Raw genomic sequence first — 19,816 nt, 5'->3', positions numbered from 1 at the left:
TCTTTTGAGTCACCTCATCGACCGACGTTTGCAGGGCAAGAACAAATCCGCAGTCAACCGCGAGCGTTTCCTGCGTCGTTACAAATCGCAGATCAAGGATGCGGTGGGGCGCGCCATCAAGGGGCGCTCCATTACCGACATCGAAAGCGGCGAGAAAGTATCCATTCCCGTCAAGGACGTGGGCGAGCCGTCGTTCGGCCATGCCCATGGCGGGGTGTGGGAAACCATCAGCCCCGGCAACCAGGAATACCAGAAGGGAGACCAGCTGAACCGGCCCAAGGGCGGCAGTGGCGCCGGTCGTGGCAAGGCCGGCAATAGCGACCAGATGACCGAAGACGATTTCATCTTCGAGCTGTCGCGCGAAGAATTCATGAACTATTTCTTCGAGGACCTGGAACTGCCGCACATGGTCAAGACCCAGCTGACCGCCACTACCGAGTTCAAGAACCAGCGCGCCGGCTATAACATTTCCGGCACGCCGTCCAACATCCACGTGCTGCGTTCCTTGCGCGGCGCCCTGGGCCGGCGCATCGCCGTCGGCGGCAATTCGCGCAAGCGCCTGGCCGAGGCGGAAGAAGAACTGCAGGCGCTGCTCGATAAACCGGTGCCCGACCTGGAGGATTCGATCCTGGTGGCCGAGCTGCGCAAGCTGATCCACCACCTGCACACGCGGCTCGCGGCGATTCCGTATATCGACCCGTTCGACCTGCGCTACAGCAACCGCATCAAGGTGCCGAAGCCGATGACCCAGGCCGTGATGTTCTGCATCATGGACGTCTCCGGCTCCATGGATGAAACCCGCAAGGACACTGCCAAGCGCTTCTTCATCCTGCTGTATTTGTTTCTCAAGCGCGTGTACGACAAGATCGAAGTGGTGTTCATCCGCCACCATACGGCTGCGTCCGAAGTGGACGAGGAAGAATTCTTCCACTCGCGCGAATCGGGCGGCACCGTGGTCTCCTCGGCCCTGCACCTGCTCGACAAGATCATCGACGAGCGCTACGGCGCCGGCAGCTGGAACAGCTACGTGGCGCAAGCGTCTGACGGCGACAACTGGGACAACGACTCGGTGCTGTGCCGGCAATTACTGACCAATACCATCATGCCCAAGGTGCAGTACTACACCTACGTGGAGATTACCGACGGGCCGCCGCAAAACCTGTGGGAGCAATATTCGCAGGTGCCCGACCACCATCCGCACTTTGCCATGCAAAAAATCGTCACGCCGGCCGACATTTACCCGGTATTTCGCGAACTGTTCAAGAAGCAGGCAAAATCATGAACGACATGACCCACCCCGCCACGCCCACGCCGGGCCCGCGCGACCGCGAACCCAAGTCGCGTCACCCGAACGCCCTGCCCGAGCAATCGGAATGGACGTTCGAGCTGATCGAACAAATCCACGCCGAAATTCGCCGGGTGGCGGAAAACTTCGGCCTCGACACCTATCCCAACCAGCTCGAGATCATCACCGCCGAGCAGATGATGGACGCCTACACGTCGGTCGGCATGCCGGTCTCGTACAACCACTGGTCGTTCGGCAAGCATTTCCTCAGTACCGAAAAAGGCTACAAGCGCGGCCAGATGGGCCTGGCCTACGAAATCGTCATCAACTCCGACCCGTGCATCGCCTATCTAATGGAGGAAAACAGCCTGACCATGCAGGCGCTGGTGATCGCCCACGCGGCTTACGGCCATAATTCCTTCTTCAAGGGTAATTATTTGTTCCGTACCTGGACCGATGCCGAGGCCATCGTCGATTACATGGTGTTCGCCAAGAATTACATTGCCGAATGCGAACAGCGCTACGGTATCGACGAGGTCGAGTTGCTGCTCGATTCCTGCCACGCGATCCAGAATTACGGCGTCGATCGCTACAAGCGCCCCGCCAAGCTGTCGCTGGCGCAGGAACGGGCACGCCAGAAAGAGCGCGAAGCGTACGTGCAGTCGCAGATCAACGAGCTGTGGCGTACCCTGCCACGGCGCGAAGAGGAGGAAGTGAACAAGTCGGCCAAGCGCTTCCCGCCCGAGCCGGAAGAGAACCTGCTCTACTTTATCGAAAAATATGCACCATTATTGGAACCCTGGCAGCGCGAAATGGTGCGTATCGTGCGCAAAATCAGTCAGTACTTCTACCCGCAGCGCCAAACCCAGGTCATGAACGAGGGCTGGGCCACCTTCTGGCACTACACCATCCTCAACCAGTTGTACGACGAGGGCGTGATCGGCGACGGTTTCATGATGGAGTTTTTAAAGAGCCATACCAACGTGGTGTACCAGCCGCCCGTGCACAGTCCCTATTACAACGGCATCAACCCGTATGCACTCGGTTTTGCGATGATGACCGACATTCGCCGCATCTGCGAGCATCCCACTGCCGAGGACCGCGAATGGTTCCCCGACATTGCCGGCAGCGACTGGCGCAAGACGCTCGATTTTGCCATGCGCAACTTCAAGGACGAGAGCTTCATCGCCCAGTACCTGTCGCCCAAGCTGATACGGGAATTCCACTTTTTTGCCGTGCTCGACGACGATCACAACGAGAAACTGGCGATTTCCGCCATCCATGACGACCTCGGCTATCGTTACGTGCGCCAGCAGCTGGCAGAACAATATAATCTCGGCAATAGAGAACCGAATATCCAGGTATGGTCGGTCAACACCCGCGACGACCGGGCCTTGACCTTGCGCCACACCCAGTTCCAGCGCCGGCCACTGAATCAGCAGGCTGGCGAGGTGCTCAAGCACGTGGCGCGGCTATGGGGCTTCGACGTCCACCTCGAAACAACGGGGCCAGGCGGCGAAGTGATCAGCGCCATGGAGGTCAAACGCGAGAAACGCTCACGCTTTTGACTGACAACTGTAGGACATCTCTATAGTGTGCTTGTTATGCTAGGCATGAACGGGCCCGGAAACGGGCACGGCTCTTGCATGGAAGAGACCGGGTTCTGAAGCGCAAGCTTCGACACCCGGTTTCTTTTTTTAGGAGTGCATGGCCGCAGAAGGAAGTCAACTTCTTTCCGCACCATTTTGCGGTGCCGGGTAACTTGTAGTTTCACTTAAGAAACATCTGCGACCGAATTATCAACTGCGCGTAGTAAAGTTACACGCATAAAATTCCGCAAATGCGCTTAAGGGAAAACTAAGTAATGTCACTGAGGGGCTTGCCCCAATTGTGCGCTGCAAGGGGCGGTCCCGTGTACTATATTGGTGCAAAGGGAGCGCTAACACGCAGCAAAAGCCGATGAAATTTAACCGGTTTTAGGGATGAAAATTCTATGTAAAATCAAGAATTCGTATGTATAATTCGCCGACGTCCCGGATGCGGCTGTTGTTTTATGTCGCCATTTTGGGGTTTAGTAGCAACAAAAAGAGTTGGTATTGGAGAAAGCAGGCATGAATTTCACGCACAACGAAAAAAGTACCGGGAAAAACTTTACAGGCATTACCATTGTCGTTTTGTTGCACATCCTGGTAGCTTGGGGGATCATTTCGGGCCTGGGCACACGCCTGGTAGCCAAGATGGTGGCTCCAGTGGAGACCAAGATCATCGAGGAAGTAGCACCTCCTCCTCCAAAGGAACTCCCACCACCGCCACCTCCGCCGGAAATGAAGGCTCCACCGCCGCCATTCATCCCGCCAGTCGAGGTGAACGTGCAGCAACCGCCGCCGCCACAAAACGTCCTGCAGAATGCGACCAATGTGGCGCCGCCGTCGAAGGAAATCGTGAAGGCGCCGCCGGCACCAACGGCGCCGCCAGCACCACCTGCACGCTCGGGTCCACCGAACGTGGCAGCAGTCGCCGACTTCTCCACCTGCGCTTTGCCAGAGTGGCCGAAATCGTCGCTGCGTAACGAAGAAACGGGTACGGTGACGTTGTCGTTCCTGATTGCTACCGATGGCCGTGTCGCCGACTCCAAAATCGTGAAAACCTCGGGTTTCCGTGATCTGGACAAGGCAGCAGTTGTTGGTATCAGCAAGTGCAAATTCAAACCGGGTCTGACGGACGGCAAGCCGACAGAAGCGTGGATGACGATGCAATATCTCTGGAAGCTGGAGTAAAAGCGAGGCAGCAGCACCGTCTCAACTTAAGTAAGTTTCGTTGTCAATTACGTTCAGCGATCTGATTATTTATCAATTTGGAGGAAGCATGTTTAAGAATACCCGTTTGTCCGCTGTACTGGCCGCTGTAATGTTCTCCATGACGGCAACCGCCGCCCTGGTCAGCGCACCAGCTTACGCACAAGAGACTGCCCCTGCAGCCTCGGCACCAGCAGCGGATGCGGCAGCAGCACCAGCGGCTCCAGCGGCCGATGCAGCAGCTCCAGCAGCCCCAGCAACCGATGCAGCAGCACCAGCACCAGCAGCCCACGGCGCAGCCGGCCACGAAGAAGTTGAAAACCCATACGGCTTCAAAGCAGTTTGGGACGGCGGCTTCGTTTCGCGCGCTACCCTGATCATCCTGACCATCATGTCGATGGGTTCGTGGTACATCATCATCGTCAAACTGATCGACCAGCAGAAGATCTTCAAGCAATCGAAAGAAACCAGCGCCAAGTTCTGGAAAGCTTCGTCGATCGCCGCAGGTTCGGCTTCGTTGAAAGAAGGCTCGCCATTCCGCTTCATCGCTGAAACCGGCACCAAGGCTACCGTGCACCACGACGGCGCCCTGCTGGAACAAATCGACCTGTCGACCTGGGTGACCATGTCGATCCAGCGCGCTGTTGACAAAGTTCAATCGCGTCTGCAAGACGGCCTGTCGTTCCTGGCAACCGTTGGTTCGACCGCACCGTTCATCGGTCTGTTCGGTACCGTTTGGGGTATCTACAATGCACTGATCGCCATCGGCATGTCGGGTAACGCATCGATCGACAAGGTTGCCGGTCCAGTCGGTGAAGCACTGATCATGACCGCTTTCGGTCTGTTCGTGGCGGTTCCTGCCGTTCTGGGTTACAACTGGCTGGTACGTCGTAACAAAACCGCGATGGAAGATGTCCGTTCGTTCTCGGCCGACGTTCACTCCGTGCTGATCTCGGGCGCAATGTCCACCTCCGACGCTGCCCGTATGGCCGCTAAAAAGATTGGGTAATTAATCATGTCGATGTCCGTAGGCTCCGATAGCGGAGACGAAGATCAAGTCATGTCAGAAATCAACACGACGCCCCTCGTGGACATCATGTTGGTTCTGCTGATTATCTTCCTGATCACGAGCCCGGTTGTTCTGAAGCTGATCAAGATCAAGCTGCCAGAAGAAAACAACCAGGTTATTCAGACCAAACCGGAAGATGTCAACATTGTGGTAAGCAAGGATGGCGACATCTACTGGAATCAGAAGAAAATGCGGGACACTAATGAGTTGTTCGATTTTCTGAAGGTGGAGGCCGTGAAATTGCCGCAGCCGGAAGTTCACGTTCGTGGCGACCAAGAAACACGCTACGAATCGATCGGCAAAGTCATTTACACGACCCAGCGCGCTGGTATTCAGAAGGTCGGTTTCATCACCGAACCGCCTGACCGGGGTTAAACCCACCCGTGCACCGCGCAGGCCTGGTCTCCAGGCCTGCCCTTCTAAAAAGGAAACATCATGAGTATGAATGTCGGCTCCCCATCCGCAGGCGCGGATCCGGAACCAATGATGGAAATGAATATGACGCCCCTCATCGATGTGATGTTGGTGCTGATTATCATGCTGATCATTACGATTCCGAAAGCCAACCACTCGGTGAACTTGAACATGCCGGTCGGTACGCCGCCGCCATCGACCAAGGAACCAGTGGTCATCACGATTGACGTCGACTTCGACGGTACGATTCTGTGGGATAACAACGTCATTCCTGACCGCGGTACCCTGGAAGCGAAACTGGCTGATGTCGCAGCGCAACCTGATCAGCCGGAAGTGCATCTGCGTCCGAACAAGCTGGTTGAGTACAAGGTTGTGGCTGGTGTTATGGCTTCGGCTCAGCGCCTCGGCGTGACCAAGATTGGCCTGGTCGGCAACGAACAGTTCCAATAATTAGTTCTATGTTCAACGATAGGCAGGACCATTCCTGCCTATTTCGCATTTTGAAGAAAGAAAACTTACCCATGACCAAGTTTCGTCTCGCTCATCTCGGCCTGGTAATGGCCGCTATTGGTTTTACTGCAGCAGCTCCCCTGGCAGGTTTTTCGTCGGTTGCCTTCGCGGCCGAAACAGTGCGTGCTGAAATCGGCAAACCATTGCAGGAAGCACAGAAACTGGCTGCGGCAGGAAAAAACAAGGAAGCACTCGCAGAACTGCGCAAAACCGACTCGGTCGGTAACAAATCCGCCAACGACACGTACCTGATCGAACGCACGCGCGCCTCCGCCGCGTCGGCCGCAGGCGATTACGACACGGCCGCCAAAGCCTTCGAAAGCGTGATCAATTCCGGCAAGCTGTCCGCTGCCGAACAACCGAAATTCACCCAGGCCCTGGCCGGTATCTACTACCGCATCAAGGACTACCCAAAAGCGATCACCTGGATCAACCGCGCACTCAAGGACAATCCCAACGACGGCGCCATGAAGGAACTGCTGATCCAGACCTACTACATCAGCGGCAAGTACGCTGAAGCAGCCAAGGAACTGTCGTCGCAAAAGAACCTGAACGAAGCCCAACTGGGCATGCTGGCCAACATCCAGCTCAAGCAGAACGACAAGGCCGGTTACGTGCAGACCCTGGAACGCATGGCAGCGAGCTATCCGAAGCCACAGACCTGGGCCGACCTGCTGCAACGCGTACAAGCCAAGCCTGGCTACTCGTCCACGCTGTCGCTCGACGTATTGCGCTTGCGCCTGGCCAATGGCCTGCTGAGCAAGCCTTCCGAATACATGGAAATGAGCCAGCTGGCACTGCAAGCCGGCAATCCAGCTGAAGCGCTGAAAATCATCAACGAAGGCTACAAAAAAGGCGCCCTGGGCACCGGTACCGACGCACCGCGCCACCAGCGCCTGAAAGACCTGGCCACCAAGACCCAGGCCGAGTTCGCTGGCAAGCTGGCCGCTGCCGAAGCTGAAGCAGTCAAAGCCAAGGATGCCGACGCATTGGCCAACCTGGGCTATGCCCTGGTGTCCGATGGTAAAGCCGACAAGGGCCTGGCCCTGATGGACCAGGCTGTCAAACTGGGCACCGGCCGCAATCCGGAAGCGATCAAGCTGCATTACGGTATCGCGCAATCGGTCGCCGGCAAGAAAGCTGCTGCACTGTCCACCTTCAAGACGGTCAAAGGCACGGACGGGACCGCTGACCTGGCCCGTTACTGGACCATCAGCCTGAACCACTCGTAAGGAACTTCTAAAACCTACTGCGCGACTGCCTATCGCCTTTCCGTTGCTCAGCGTACTCATGTACGCTTGCGCTACTCAAGACGATATCCAGCCGCTCGCTACGGTTTTAGAGAGTCCCTTAAGATAAATGAAGCGCCGTTTGCTCCGGCAAACAGCGCTTTTTTTTCATCTTTTTTGCATCTTTTCCACCCTCCCCCCCGCTCACGTATAATCTTCCATTTAGCGCCAGTTCCAGCATAATCCCATGAAGGTATTTCGAGGTCTTCCCAACGCGGCATCGCGGGCGCCGTGCGCACTCACGATCGGCAATTTCGACGGTGTCCACCTGGGCCACCAGGCCCTGCTGGCCCGCGTGCGCGAAGCTGCCGGCGATCTCGGGCTCGAAGCGGCCGTGATGACGTTCGAGCCGCACCCGCGCGAATTCTTCGCACAAAAGTCGGGTGACCTGACACGCGCGCCGGCCCGCATCGCCAACCTGCGCGACAAGCTGCAATCGCTGTCCGACAACGGCATCGACCGCGTGATCGTCGAACATTTTTCATCGTCGTTTGCCGCTCTCACGCCACAGCAATTCACCGAGCAGGTGCTGGTCGAAGGGCTGCACGTGAAGTGGCTGATGGTGGGCGACGACTTTTGCTACGGCGCGCGCCGCGCCGGCAATGTGCAGATGCTGCAGGAAGCGGGCCAACGCTACGGCTTCCACGTCGAAACACTGCCCACCGTGATGAACGGCGCCACCCGCATCTCGTCGTCGGCCGTGCGCACCGCGCTGGCTGAAGGCGACTTTATCCGCGCCGAGGCGCTGCTGGGCCACCCGTACGCCATGTCCGGCCACGTGATCCATGGCCAGAAGCTCGGCCGCACGCTGGGTTTCCCCACCCTGAATTTACGGGTGCCGCACCGCCCCGCCCTGATGGGCATCTTCATCGTCCAGGTACATGGCCTGGCGGACCAGCCGCTGGCGGCCGTGGCCAGCCTCGGCGTGCGTCCGACCGTGGACGACAGCGGCCGCGTGCTGCTCGAGGTGCATATTTTCGACTTCGCACAGAACTGCTACGGCAAGCAGGTGCGGGTGGAATTTCTGCAAAAGATCCGCGACGAAGAAAAATACGTCGACCTGCCCACGCTCACGGCCGCCATCCACCGTGACGCCGACATCGCCCGCGCGTATTTCGCCCGGCGCGACGGTGCTAAAGACGGCGCCACCTCGGCCACCGACCGAATTTGAGCGCGCGACCAGCTACGCGCGCCGGCTACCCCGAATTCCCCGAAATCTTATTGAAGAAATCCCATGTCCAATCCAAAATCCGACAACCCTAAAAACAGCAAGAAGCCAGAGAGCAAATACCCGGTCAACATGACCGAAACCCCGTTCCCGATGCGCGGCGACATGGCCAAGCGCGAGCCCACCTGGGTGCAGCAATGGCAGGACAAGAAGATCTACGAGCGCGTGCGCAAGGCTGCTGCCGGTCGTCCGAAATTCATCCTGCACGACGGCCCGCCGTATGCCAACGGCGACATCCACCTGGGCCACGCGGTCAACAAGATCCTCAAGGACATGGTGATCAAATCGCGCTCGCTGGCCGGCTTCGACGCACCGTATGTACCGGGCTGGGATTGCCACGGCATGCCGATCGAAATCCAGATCGAAAAACTGTACGGCAAAAACCTGCCGACCGCCGAAGTGCTGACCAAGGCCCGCGCCTACGCGCTCGAGCAGGTGGACCGCCAGCGCAAGGACTTCATCCGCCTGGGCGTGCTGGGAGAATGGCAGAACCCTTACCTGACCATGAACTACTCGAACGAGGCGGACGAACTGCGCGCGCTCGGCAAGCTGCTGGAAAAAGGCTATGTGTACCGTGGCCTGAAACCGGTGAACTGGTGCTTCGACTGCCAGTCGGCGCTGGCCGAGGCGGAAGTGGAATACCACGAGAAGCGCGATCCGGCCATCGACGTCGGCTTCAAGTTCGCCCAGTTCGACTCGCTCGCCGCTGCCTTCAACCTGCCGCAGCTGCCGACCGAGAACGGCTTCATCGTGATCTGGACCACCACCCCGTGGACCATCCCGTCCAACCAGGCGCTCAACGTCAACCCGGAAGTGACCTACGCGCTGGTGCAAACCGAGCGTGACGGCCAGCCACTGCTCTTGATCCTGGCGCAGGACCTGGTGGAGTCGTCGCTGGCGCGCTTCAAGCTCGAAGGCACCACGATTGCCACCGCCCCGGGCGCGGCGCTGGAAAACATCAGCTTCCGCCACCCGCTGCACGCAGCCGATCCGTTCTTCGACCGCCTGTCGCCGGTGTACCTGGCCGACTACGTGACCACCGAGAGCGGTACCGGCGTGGTGCACTCGGCGCCGGCCTATGGCCTCGACGACTTTATCTCGTGCCGCGCGCATGGCCTGAAGGACGAGCAGATGCTCACGCCTGTCATGGGCGACGGCAAATTCGCGTCCACGCTGCCGCTGTTCGGCGGCCTGACCATCTGGGAAGCCTCGAAGCCGATCTGCGACGCCCTGCGCGAAGCAGGCGCGCTGTTCGAACTGAAGATGTTCGCCCACAGCTACATGCACTGCTGGCGCCATAAAACCCCGATCATCTACCGCGCCACGTCGCAGTGGTTCGCGGGCATGGACGTGACGCCTGCCGACGGCGGCGCCACCCTGCGCGAAACCGCGCTGGCCGGCATCGAGCAAACCGAATTCTTCCCCGACTGGGGCAAGGCGCGCCTGCACGGCATGATCGCCAACCGTCCCGACTGGACCCTGTCGCGCCAGCGCCAGTGGGGTGTGCCGATGGCCTTCATCGTGCACAAGGAAACCGGTGCGCTGCATCCGCGCACGCCGGAGCTGCTCGAGCAAGTCGCCCAGCGCATCGAGCAGGGCGGCATCGACGCCTGGCTGGCGCTCGACCTGAAAGACCTGCTCGGCGATGAAGCGGCCAGCTACGAGAAGAACAAGGACACGCTGGACGTGTGGTTCGACTCGGGCGTGACCCATCAAACCGTGCTGCGCGGCTCGCACAAGGAACAGCTGGCGTTCCCGGCCGACCTGTACCTGGAAGGCTCGGACCAGCACCGCGGCTGGTTCCATTCGTCGCTGCTGACCGCCTCGATGTTGGACGGCAAACCGCCGTACAAGGCGCTGCTCACCCACGGCTTCACGGTCGATGGCGAAGGCAAGAAGATGTCGAAGTCACTCGGTAACACGCTGGCGCCGCAAAAGATCTCCGACACGCTGGGTGCCGACATCCTGCGCCTGTGGATTGCCACCACCGACTACACCGGCGAGCTGTCGATCTCCGACGAGATCTTGAAGCGCGTGACCGAAGCGTATCGCCGCATCCGCAACACGCTGCGCTTCCTGCTGGCCAACACGTCCGACTTCGACCAGGCGCAGCACGCCGTGCCGGTCGAACAGATGCTGGAAATCGACCGCTACGCGATCGCCAACATGGCCGCGCTGCAGGAAGAAATCGCCCAGCACTACGCCCGCTACGAGTTCCAGCCCGTGTACTCCAAGCTGCAGAACTACTGCTCGGAAGACCTCGGTGGCTTCTACCTCGACATCTTGAAGGACCGCCTGTACACGTCCGCTGTCGATTCGCCGGCGCGCCGTTCGGCGCAGACCGCGCTGTGGCACATCACGCAAAGCCTGCTGCGCGTGATGGCCCCGGCGCTGTCGTTCACCGCCGAAGAAGCGTGGGCGATCTTTGCCGGCGCCGAAGCGTACGCCACCAGCGACGAGACCATCTTCACGCAAACCTGGTGGCAGCTGCCGCAGCAGGCCGACGCCGGCGCGCTGCTGGCCAAGTACACGGCGCTGCGCACGGTGCGCACCGACGTCACCAAGCAGCTGGAAGACCTGCGCACCTCGGGCGCGATCGGCTCGTCGCTGCAGGCGGAGCTGGCGATCAAGGCGTCGGGTGACAAGTACAAACTGCTGGCCAGCCTGGACGACGACCTGAAATTCGTGTTCATCACGTCGGCCGCGCAGGTGACCGAAGTATCGACCGAAGCGGAAGAAGTGGTGGCGGTGGCCGCATCGACGGCCGAGAAGTGCGAGCGCTGCTGGCACTACCGCGCCGACGTGGGCAGCCACGCCGACCACCCTTCCCTGTGCGGTCGCTGCTACAGCAACCTGTTTGGTGCGGGCGAACAGCGCAAGTTCGCTTAAACTGTGCGCGGCAATGCGCATCGCCGCCAACGCATGAACCGTCATTCCCGCGCAGGCGGGGATGACGCCACCGGATTTTCCCTGATATTTATATGGCCACCAAAAAAATCTTCCCGTCCAAATCCTCGGCCAGCCTGACGCCGTGGCTGGGCATCGCCTTCATCATCATCCTGATCGACCAGCTCACCAAGATCACCATCACCCGCACCTTCCAGTTGGGCGAGGAAAAGGTCATCACGTCGTTCTTCAACCTGGTGCTGGCCTATAACAAAGGCGCCGCCTTCAGCTTCCTGCACGACGCCGGCGGCTGGCAGCGCCACTTCTTCACCGCCATCGGCCTGGCGGCGGCCGCCTACATAATCTACCTGCTGAAAAAGCACGGCGGCCAGCGCATGTTCTCGTGGGCGCTCACGCTGGTACTGGGCGGCGCGCTGGGCAACGTGATCGACCGCGTGGTGTATGGTCATGTCGTGGACTTCCTCGATTTTCACTGGGAAGGCCTGGGCCATTTCCCGGCGTTCAATGTCGCCGATGCGGCGATCTGCGTCGGCGCCGCGCTGTTCATCCTCGATGAGCTGCGTAGGGTTAATAAATAAAGGGGCATCGCATGGAATTGAGCGGCAAGAAAATCGTGCTGGGCCTGTCCGGCGGCGTAGCGTGCTACAAGTCGGCGGAACTGTGCCGCGCACTGACCAAGGCCGGCGCCTCGGTGCAGGTAGTGATGACCGACGCTGCCGAGCATTTCATCACGGCCGTGACCATGCAGGCGCTGTCCGGCAACAAGGTGTATTCGAGCCAGTGGGACCCGCGCGTGGACAACAACATGGCCCACATCGATGTCACCCGCCACGCGGACGCGATCATGATCGCGCCCTGCTCGGCCGACTTCATGGCCAAGCTGGCGCACGGCGTGTGTGACGACCTGCTCTCGACCATGTGCCTGGCGCGTCCGCGCCATGTGCCGCTGTTGATCGCGCCGGCCATGAACGTGGAAATGTGGCAGAACCCCGCCACCGGCCGCAACGCCCGCCAGCTGGAGGAAGACGGCATCGTCATCTTCGGTCCGGCCGCCGGCGACCAGGCCTGCGGCGAAGTCGGCATGGGCCGCATGCTCGAACCGGCGCAGTTGCTCGAAGAACTGATCGCGTCGTTCCAGCCCAAGGTGCTGGCCGGTAAACGCATCCTGATCACGGCCGGTCCTACTTTTGAAGCGATCGACCCGGTGCGCGGCATCACCAATCTGTCGTCGGGCAAAATGGGTTACGCCGTGGCGCGCGCAGCGCGCGAAGCCGGCGCCGAAGTGGTGCTGGTCTCGGGCCCCACCGCCCTGCCGGCGCCGTTCGGCGTGCAGCGCATCAATGTGCAAAGCGCGATGCAGATGCACGACGCGGTGATGGCCAATGTCGACCACCAGCACATCTTCATCGCGGTGGCAGCGGTGGCCGACTGGCGCATCTCGAACGCCAGCGAACAGAAGCTGAAAAAGAACCCGGACGGCTCGGTGCCCGACCTCAAGTTCGAGCAGAACCCGGACATCCTGGCCACAGTGGCGGCGCGCACCTCGCTGGCCGGTCACCCGTATTGCGTGGGCTTTGCCGCCGAGTCGGAAAACCTGGTGCAGTTCGGCGCTGACAAGCGCGAGAAAAAAGGTATTCCGCTGTTGGTCGGTAACATCGGCCATCACACCTTCGGCCAGGACGACAACACCATCATCCTGTTCGACGAAAACGGCCACACCATCCTGCCGCGCGCCGACAAGCTCACGCTGGCGCGCCAATTGATTTCCGAAATTTCCAAACGCATTACCCAGCACTCCTTGTTCGACAAATAAACATGAATACCATCGACGTCAAAATCCTCGACCCGCGCATGAAAGACCAAATGCCGGCCTACGCCACCCCGGGCTCCGCCGGTCTCGACCTGCGCGCCTGCATCGATGCGCCGCTGGTGATCGAAGCCGGCCAGACCGTGCTCATTCCCACCGGCCTGGCGATCCACGTGGCCAATCCCGGCTACGCCGCCATGATCCTGCCGCGCAGCGGCATGGGACACAAGAACGGCATCGTGCTCGGGAATCTGGTAGGCTTGATCGACTCCGATTACCAGGGCCAGCTGATGATTTCGACCTGGAATCGCGGCCACAGCGCCTTCACCCTGAACCCGATGGAACGCCTGGCGCAACTGATCATCGTGCCGGTGCTGCAGGTGGGCTTCAACGTGGTGGAAGAATTTGACAGCAGCGAGCGTGGTGTCGGAGGTTTCGGCAGCACCGGCGTACAATAAAAAGCAGGAGACTCAGGATGGCTCGGCAGCACACTTCGACAAAACTCGCATCATTGTCTCTGGTCGCGGCAGCGTGCCTGCTCACCGCCTGCACCACCTACACGGTGCGCCCCACCGACAGCTCGTCCGAGCCGGTCGTGGCCCGCACCATCAACCAGGACCAGCCGGTGGTCACCGCCAAGATGGCGGCGGCGCGCGAAGAACTGGGCCAGATGGTGGCGCTGCAAGACCGCCTGTACCGCATCGCCGCCCCGCTGCTGATCAATAACGCCGACCTGTGCCGCTCGCAAGCGCGCAACCTGCTCGGCTTTACCGCCAAGAACCGCTACTCGTACTCGGGCGAATACGTCGACGCCGCCACCGCAGTGCTCAACTACGGCGACCGCCTGGAAGTGGCCAGCGTACTGGCCGGCAGCGGCGCCGCCAAGGCCGGCCTCAAACAGGGCGACATCCTGCTGGCAGCCGAAGGCAAGGAACTGCCGCGCGGTCCCAACGCCGAAACCCAGGCGGCCGGCATCCTCGGTCCGCTCGCCTCCAGCAGCAAGAACCTGAACCTGATGGTCGAGCGCAAGAACGCCAACGTGCCGCTCAAGCTGCCCGTCACGCGCGCCTGCGCCTTTAAAATCGACATCGGCAATGCTGACAACATCAACGCCTACTCCGACGGCCAGCGCGTGCTGATCACGCGTGGCATGGTCAATTTCGCCCAGTCCGACGAAGCGATTGCCTACGTGCTGGCCAAGGACATGGCCCACAACATCCTCGGCCATGCAGCCACCACGCGCTCGGCCTACACGGTCGGCAGCATCATCGACAACCTGGTGGCGATCCGTCCCGATACGTCCATGCTGATCGGCAGCGCCGGTGTCAAGCCGATGCCGCAAGATCTTGACGCCGCTGCCGACCGCCTGTCGCTGTACATGGTGGCGCGCGCCGGCTACAGCACGGCTGGCGCGCGCGCGTTCTGGCAGCGCCTGGCCACGCAGTATCCGGCCTCGGTACTGAACGGCTACACGGCCAATCACCCGGCTGTAAACTACCGCCTGTCCGTGATCGACAAGACCGTGGCCGAAATCCGCAGCAAGCAGTCCTCCAACAAACCGCTGGTGCCGTAGGAGTCATCGATGAACAAATCTGCCCTGTCGGTCGTGGTGTGCGTATTGCTTGCGGCGGCTGGCAGCGCCCAGGCCGCGCAGTGGGCCCGGGTGAACGGCGCCTCGGGCGGCGCCGGCAATGCCTATTACATCGACCGCGCCAGCGTGATCAAGAAGGACAAGACGCGCAAGGTGTGGTCGCTGCACTCGTTCGCCAGCACGCAAAACTCACCCGAAGGCAAACCGTACAAATCGGTGAAAGCGCTGCATTTGTATTCGTGCGAGGACCGCACCACGATCCTGCTCTCGCAGGTGTTCTACCCGGAAGCCATGGGCAAGGGCGAGGCGCTGGAAACCTACAAGTACGAGAAGTTTACGGCCGAGGATATCGTGCCGGACAGCCCGTACGATAATGCCTTGGCTATCGTCTGCAAGCCGTAACGATTAGCTGAAGTTCGGGAAGTCGGGAAATACCGTCGCCATCAACCAGGTGAGCACCCCGCACAGCAGCACCACGCCGACCAGCACCAGCAACAGGCGGCCGAACTTGGGACCTTCTTCATCCTGGCTGTCGTCTTCGTAATCGTTCGGTTCGGTCATGGCGTTCCCTGCACGGTTCAGTGAGGCGTAGTATATTCCAACCCATGGACAGCATCGACCTCGAAGTACTCAAAACCAGCGCAGCATGGATCGCCTCCGGGCGCCGCTGCGAACTCATTACCGTCATCAAGACCTGGGGCAGCAGCCCGCGGCCGGTCGGCGCCACGTTGGCCATTTGCGAGGACGGCACCGTCATCGGCTCGGTCTCCGGCGGCTGCATCGAAGACGACCTGATTGCGCGCGTGCGCGACCACGGCATCAGCCGCACCGCGCCCGAAATCGTCAGCTACGGCATCACCGCCGACGAAGCTCACCGCTTCGGTCTGCCGTGCGGCGGCACCATCGAACTGGCGATCGAACCGCTGGCGCAGCACAGCCGCATCGCCGAGCTGCTCGCGCGGCTCGACCGCCACGAACTGGTGCAGCGCCGGCTCGACCTGCAAACCGGTGCGGTGGAATTGTCGGCAGCGCCGCCCGGCGCGCAGATGCAGGTGGGCGAGCGCGCCATGGTCACGCTGCACGGCCCGCGCTGGCGCTTGCTGATCATCGGCGCCGGCCAGCTGTCGCGCTTCCTGGCGCAGATTGCCACGGCCATGGACTACCACGTGACCGTGTGCGACCCGCGCGAAGAATACCGCGCCGGCTGGCACGTCGACGGCGTGCAACTGGTGCACGACATGCCCGACGATATCGTCACCGCCATGCGGCTCGACCACCGCAGCGCGGTCGTGGCGCTCACCCACGATCCCAAGCTCGACGACCTGGCGCTGATGGAAGCGCTGAAGTCCGACGCGTTTTACGTGGGCGCCATCGGCTCGCGCCTGAACAACAGCAAGCGCCGCGAGCGGCTGCTGCAGTTCGATCTGACGCCGGCACAACTGGCGCGCCTGCACGGGCCGATTGGCCTGTACATCGGCAGCAAGACGCCATCGGAAATCGCCATCTCGATCCTGGCCGAACTGACAGCGACCAAGAACGGCGTGCCGACCGGGATGCTGGTGCCGCATTCAGCAGCACCGACGGCGCCAGGCGCCGAGGTGTGCGTGGTGGAGACGGGCGCGGTTTAACCAGCCAGCTGTGACGATAAAAGCAATAACCGGCTGGCATTCTCCATCCCGCTGCGGGACAATGGCAGCATGAGCACAGCCAACCTCCTCCGCCTGATCTTCCTCGCCGCCATCTGGGGCGGCTCCTTCCTCTTCATGCGCATCGCCGCGCCCGTGCTGGGTGCGCCTGTGCTGATCGAATACCGCGTGCTGTTTGCCGCCCTGTTCCTGGGCGTGATGGCGCTGGTGCTGAAAAAGCCGCTGGCCTTGCGCCGGCACTGGAAGCATTACCTGATCCTGGGACTGCTCAATTCCGCGCTGCCGTTCCTGCTGTTCGCATTTGCCGCGCGCACGCTGTCGGTGTCGCTGATGGCGGTGCTCAACGCCAGCACGCCGCTGTGGGGCACGCTGATCGCAGCGGTATGGTCGCGCCACCCGATCACGCCCAAGGTGGCCATCGGCCTGCTGCTTGGCGCGTGCGGTGTGGCGCTGCTGGTGGGCTTCGACCATGTTGCGTCCAAGCCGGGCGCCGGCATCGCCATCGTGGCCGTGCTGTGCGCCTCGTTCATGTACGGCGTGGCCAGCAACTACACGCGCAGCGCGGCCAGCGCCCAGGGCGTGGAGCCGTTCGCCAATGCCCATGGTTCGATGTGGGCGTCGGTGCTGCTGGTGCTGCCGGTGGTACCGTTCTTCCCGGCGCCGGCCTCGCCCACCATCGGCGTCATGGGTGCGGTGATCGCGCTGGGCGTGCTGTGCAGCGGCGTGGCTTACCTGATCTATTTCCGCCTGATCCAGGACGTGGGACCGTCGTCGGCGCTGACCGTGACGTTCCTGAGTCCCCTGTTCGGCATCCTGTGGGGCGTGCTGTTCCTGGGCGAGTCGTTGTACTGGTACACCATCGTCGGCGCCGGCATCGTGGTCGTCGGCACCGCGCTGGTGACGGGCTTTCGCCCGAATTTCGGCGCGCTGCGCAAGGCCCGCGCCTGATGGCCGGCTTCACCTTCACGCTGGACCTGGCGCCCGGCTATCGGCTGCATGACGTGCTGGCTTTCCATCGCCGCGATACCGAAGCGGTGGCCGAGCAGGTTGAAGCGCATCGGCTGCGCAAGGGTGTGATGCTCGATGGCGTGCCGGTGCTGCTCGACGTGGCTTTCGAAGGCCGGTTCGGCTCTTCCAGAGACAGTCTCGGCGCGCCCGGCCGCGCAGTGTGCACGGTACACGCCAACGGCAAACTATCCGCCGCCGTGCGCCGCCGCGTGGAAGTACAAGCACATGACGCCATCCTCAATATCCTGGGCCTGCGCATCGACCCGGCGCCGTTTTGCGCGTTTGCCGCCGACGATGCGCTGCTGGGCGACCTGGTGCGCGCGCAACCGGGGCTGCTGATCGTGCAGTCGGCCACCGTGTTCGAGGCCCTGACCTGGGCCGTCATCGGCCAGCAGATCAACCTGTCGTTCGCCATCGCGCTGCGCCGCACGCTGATACAGCTGGCCGGGCGCCGCCACAGCAGCGGCTCGTGGTGCTATCCGGGGCCACAGGACGTGGCCGCGCTGGAACTGGATGCGCTGCTGGCCCGTAAATTTTCGCGCGCGAAAGGGGAAACGTTGTTGCGGCTGGCGCGGTTGGTGGACAGCGGCGCGCTCGACCTGGCGCTGTCGCCGGCCAACAGCATCGAACAGATCTCGGCGGCACTCTTGGCGGTGAAAGGCATCGGCCCGTGGACCGTCAACTACGGCCTGCTGCGCGGCTACGGCGACGCCGACTGCTCGCTGCACGGCGACGTCGCCATCCGCGCGGCCTTGCAGGCGCTGCTGAATGAGGAAGTAAAACCTGATATGGCCCGCACCGAGCAACTGCTGGCGCGCTACGCGCCGCACCGGACCATGGCGGCAGCACACTTGTGGGCCAGCTTGCATCCGCTAGCAGACAAGGAATAGGCCGCAGGGTACATCAAAGGTCGCCAACTTATTGCAAAGCCAGCGGTACAAATGAAAAAGCCGCTGACTCCTTTCGGAATCAGCGGTTTTAGTATTTGGTTGCGGGGACAGGATGAGTGTCTCGGCAGGGCTCTGTTCAGGTCAAGCCATTGAACCTAAAGGGCAATCGCGGATTGTGGCTTCCGGGAGCTGGGTTCAAGGGTGTGGCACAAAGTGTATCACTTTTTGGTTTACTTGCCAAAGTTATACATGCTATATTGAAATGCAAATAAATCAACAAGGAGGTTGTCAATGCAAAGCACCCGTTCAGTTGTGGCATTCTTGATAGGTTTGGGGATAGCCATGGCACTGGTATTTGTCGCCCTCAAACTGGGAACGCCTTGGAATCCCTTATTTCCGCTGATGTCGTTCGTGGTTGGCATTGTTCTCGCGTCGAATTTCTTCGAATGGATGGCAAAGGCCCATCCCAATTCTTCGTTAGCGAAAGGCCACTACGTTCCGTTAGGTTGGAGGTTGCTTGCGTATTTCGGTGAACGTGCCCACCCATTCCGGTCTATCGTGCCCACTTGCGCATGAGATGGTGTTACGCGGTTAAATTGTAGTCGGTGCGGTCACGATGGGTCGATATTTTTCTCCTTTTTGGCTGTTTTAGGTCGCTGGGCACGCAGCGAGTCGCCGGTCAGCGTGAAGCGGTGATTGCGCTGCATGACGCGGTCCAAGATAGCGTCGGCGATGGTGGCGTCGCCGATCCATGCATGCCAGTGTTCGACTGGCAGTTGGCTGGTGATGATGGTGGCCTTGTTGCCGGCGCGGTCGTCGATGATCTCCAGTAGATCCGAGCGCGTCATGCTGTCGATGGTCCCCATGCCCCAGTCGTCGAGCACCAGGACGTCGGTCTTGGCCAGTTGCAGCAACCATTTGCCGAAGGCGCCGCTGCCGTGGCGGATGCGCAGCTCTTCCTGCAAGCGTGGTACGCGCTGGTAGATCGCCGAGTACCCACGCCGGCAGGCGTACTGCGCCAGCGCACAGGCCAGCCATGATTTGCCGGCGCCGGTGGGGCCGGTCACCAGCACGCTGTGGCCGGCGCTGACCCAGTCCCCCAGGGCCAGGCTCATGACCTCGCGCCGGTCGATGCCGCGACCGGCGCGCGCGTCGATGTCCTCGATGGCGGCCTGGCCATATTTGAGGTGCGCATTCTTGAGCAGTCGCGCCAGCTTACGGTCATTGCGGGCGTGGACTTCGCGGTCGATCAGCAGCGCCAGGCGCTCTTCGAAACTCAACGCGCCCAACCCATGTTGGGCCAGTTGCTCTTCCAGGCCGGCGGCCAGGCCGTCGAGTTTCAGTGTGCGCAGCTGCGCCAGGGTGGTGTGCATCATC

19 protein-coding genes are annotated in these 19,816 nt (G+C 61.1%); 17 read left to right on the top strand and 2 right to left on the bottom strand.

What is annotated here, in order from left to right; all coding sequences use genetic code 11:
• The first annotated feature begins 4 nt into the window (after positions 1-4).
• From DUPY_RS05200 to DUPY_RS05130, 14 genes are all read left to right on the top strand, one after another.
• Positions 5-1,282: a YeaH/YhbH family protein gene (locus tag DUPY_RS05200; protein WP_070246773.1), complete on the top strand. Its 1,278-nt coding sequence runs from the start codon at positions 5-7 to the stop codon at positions 1,280-1,282.
• Positions 1,279-2,853, top strand: a complete 1,575-nt coding sequence (locus DUPY_RS05195) for a SpoVR family protein (RefSeq protein ID WP_070246772.1) — start codon at positions 1,279-1,281, stop codon at positions 2,851-2,853. Before DUPY_RS05200 ends, DUPY_RS05195 begins: the two co-directional genes overlap by 4 nt.
• Before the next feature lie 543 nt (positions 2,854-3,396).
• On the top strand, positions 3,397-4,062 hold the full coding sequence (locus DUPY_RS05190) for an energy transducer TonB (RefSeq protein WP_070246771.1): 666 nt from the start codon (positions 3,397-3,399) through the stop codon (positions 4,060-4,062).
• Positions 4,063-4,150: 88 nt separating this feature from the next.
• Entirely contained in the window at positions 4,151-5,089 is a 939-nt protein-coding gene (locus DUPY_RS05180) for a MotA/TolQ/ExbB proton channel family protein (RefSeq protein WP_141749427.1), read from the top strand.
• 6 nt (positions 5,090-5,095) lie between these two features.
• Complete coding sequence (locus DUPY_RS05175; protein WP_056140820.1) at positions 5,096-5,524, top strand: ExbD/TolR family protein; 429 nt, start codon at positions 5,096-5,098, stop codon at positions 5,522-5,524.
• Positions 5,525-5,584: 60 nt separating this feature from the next.
• Positions 5,585-6,013 (top strand): ExbD/TolR family protein, encoded by a 429-nt coding sequence (locus DUPY_RS05170; RefSeq protein ID WP_208599999.1) that lies wholly within the window; start codon positions 5,585-5,587, stop codon positions 6,011-6,013.
• Positions 6,014-6,084: 71 nt separating this feature from the next.
• The gene (locus DUPY_RS05165) at positions 6,085-7,305 is read left to right on the top strand and encodes a tetratricopeptide repeat protein (protein ID WP_229255245.1); all 1,221 of its coding nucleotides are present in this window, start codon (positions 6,085-6,087) and stop codon (positions 7,303-7,305) included.
• A 244-nt stretch (positions 7,306-7,549) separates the two neighbouring features.
• Positions 7,550-8,533, top strand: a complete 984-nt coding sequence (locus DUPY_RS05160) for a bifunctional riboflavin kinase/FAD synthetase (RefSeq protein WP_070246768.1) — start codon at positions 7,550-7,552, stop codon at positions 8,531-8,533.
• Between the two features lie 63 nt (positions 8,534-8,596).
• Positions 8,597-11,479 carry an isoleucine--tRNA ligase gene (gene ileS, locus DUPY_RS05155; protein ID WP_070246767.1) on the top strand — a complete coding sequence of 961 codons (2,883 nt, stop codon included), beginning with the start codon at positions 8,597-8,599 and terminating at the stop codon, positions 11,477-11,479.
• A 92-nt stretch (positions 11,480-11,571) separates the two neighbouring features.
• On the top strand, positions 11,572-12,075 hold the full coding sequence (lspA, locus tag DUPY_RS05150) for a signal peptidase II (protein WP_070246766.1): 504 nt from the start codon (positions 11,572-11,574) through the stop codon (positions 12,073-12,075).
• Between the two features lie 11 nt (positions 12,076-12,086).
• A complete protein-coding gene (coaBC, locus tag DUPY_RS05145) occupies positions 12,087-13,310 on the top strand; it encodes a bifunctional phosphopantothenoylcysteine decarboxylase/phosphopantothenate--cysteine ligase CoaBC (protein ID WP_070246765.1) in 1,224 nt (407 codons plus the stop codon).
• Between the two features lie 2 nt (positions 13,311-13,312).
• Positions 13,313-13,762 (top strand): dUTP diphosphatase, encoded by a 450-nt coding sequence (dut, locus tag DUPY_RS05140; protein WP_070246764.1) that lies wholly within the window; start codon positions 13,313-13,315, stop codon positions 13,760-13,762.
• Between the two features lie 17 nt (positions 13,763-13,779).
• Positions 13,780-14,877 carry a M48 family metallopeptidase gene (locus DUPY_RS05135; RefSeq protein WP_070246763.1) on the top strand — a complete coding sequence of 366 codons (1,098 nt, stop codon included), beginning with the start codon at positions 13,780-13,782 and terminating at the stop codon, positions 14,875-14,877.
• Between the two features lie 9 nt (positions 14,878-14,886).
• The gene (locus DUPY_RS05130; protein WP_070246762.1) at positions 14,887-15,297 is read left to right on the top strand and encodes a surface-adhesin E family protein; all 411 of its coding nucleotides are present in this window, start codon (positions 14,887-14,889) and stop codon (positions 15,295-15,297) included.
• Between the two features lie 3 nt (positions 15,298-15,300).
• Here DUPY_RS05130 and DUPY_RS28315 read toward each other — a convergent pair whose 3' ends face one another.
• Positions 15,301-15,456 (bottom strand): hypothetical protein, encoded by a 156-nt coding sequence (locus DUPY_RS28315; protein ID WP_167359032.1) that lies wholly within the window; start codon positions 15,454-15,456, stop codon positions 15,301-15,303.
• Between the two features lie 44 nt (positions 15,457-15,500).
• Between DUPY_RS28315 and DUPY_RS05125 the strand changes: the two genes are divergently transcribed.
• The 3 genes from DUPY_RS05125 (at position 15,501) to DUPY_RS05115 (ending at position 18,439) form a co-directional block, all read left to right on the top strand.
• A complete protein-coding gene (locus DUPY_RS05125; protein ID WP_070246761.1) occupies positions 15,501-16,523 on the top strand; it encodes an XdhC family protein in 1,023 nt (340 codons plus the stop codon).
• A gap of 69 nt (positions 16,524-16,592) precedes the next feature.
• Positions 16,593-17,489, top strand: a complete 897-nt coding sequence (locus DUPY_RS05120; protein WP_070246760.1) for a DMT family transporter — start codon at positions 16,593-16,595, stop codon at positions 17,487-17,489.
• On the top strand, positions 17,489-18,439 hold the full coding sequence (locus DUPY_RS05115) for a DNA-3-methyladenine glycosylase 2 (protein WP_070246759.1): 951 nt from the start codon (positions 17,489-17,491) through the stop codon (positions 18,437-18,439). The genes DUPY_RS05120 and DUPY_RS05115 overlap by 1 nt, the downstream gene beginning before the upstream one ends.
• A gap of 611 nt (positions 18,440-19,050) precedes the next feature.
• Here the strand turns inward: DUPY_RS05115 and istB are convergent.
• Positions 19,051-19,815, bottom strand: a complete 765-nt coding sequence (gene istB, locus DUPY_RS05110) for an IS21-like element helper ATPase IstB (RefSeq protein ID WP_070246758.1) — start codon at positions 19,813-19,815, stop codon at positions 19,051-19,053.
• Position 19,816: the final 1 nt, after the last annotated feature.

It is taken from the genome of Duganella phyllosphaerae (assembly GCF_001758785.1).
In the GTDB taxonomy this organism is placed as follows: Bacteria; Pseudomonadota; Gammaproteobacteria; order Burkholderiales; family Burkholderiaceae_D; genus Rugamonas; species Rugamonas phyllosphaerae.
The sequence above is the reverse complement of the archived record's forward strand: the minus strand, read 5'-3'. Positions and strand labels throughout refer to the sequence as shown.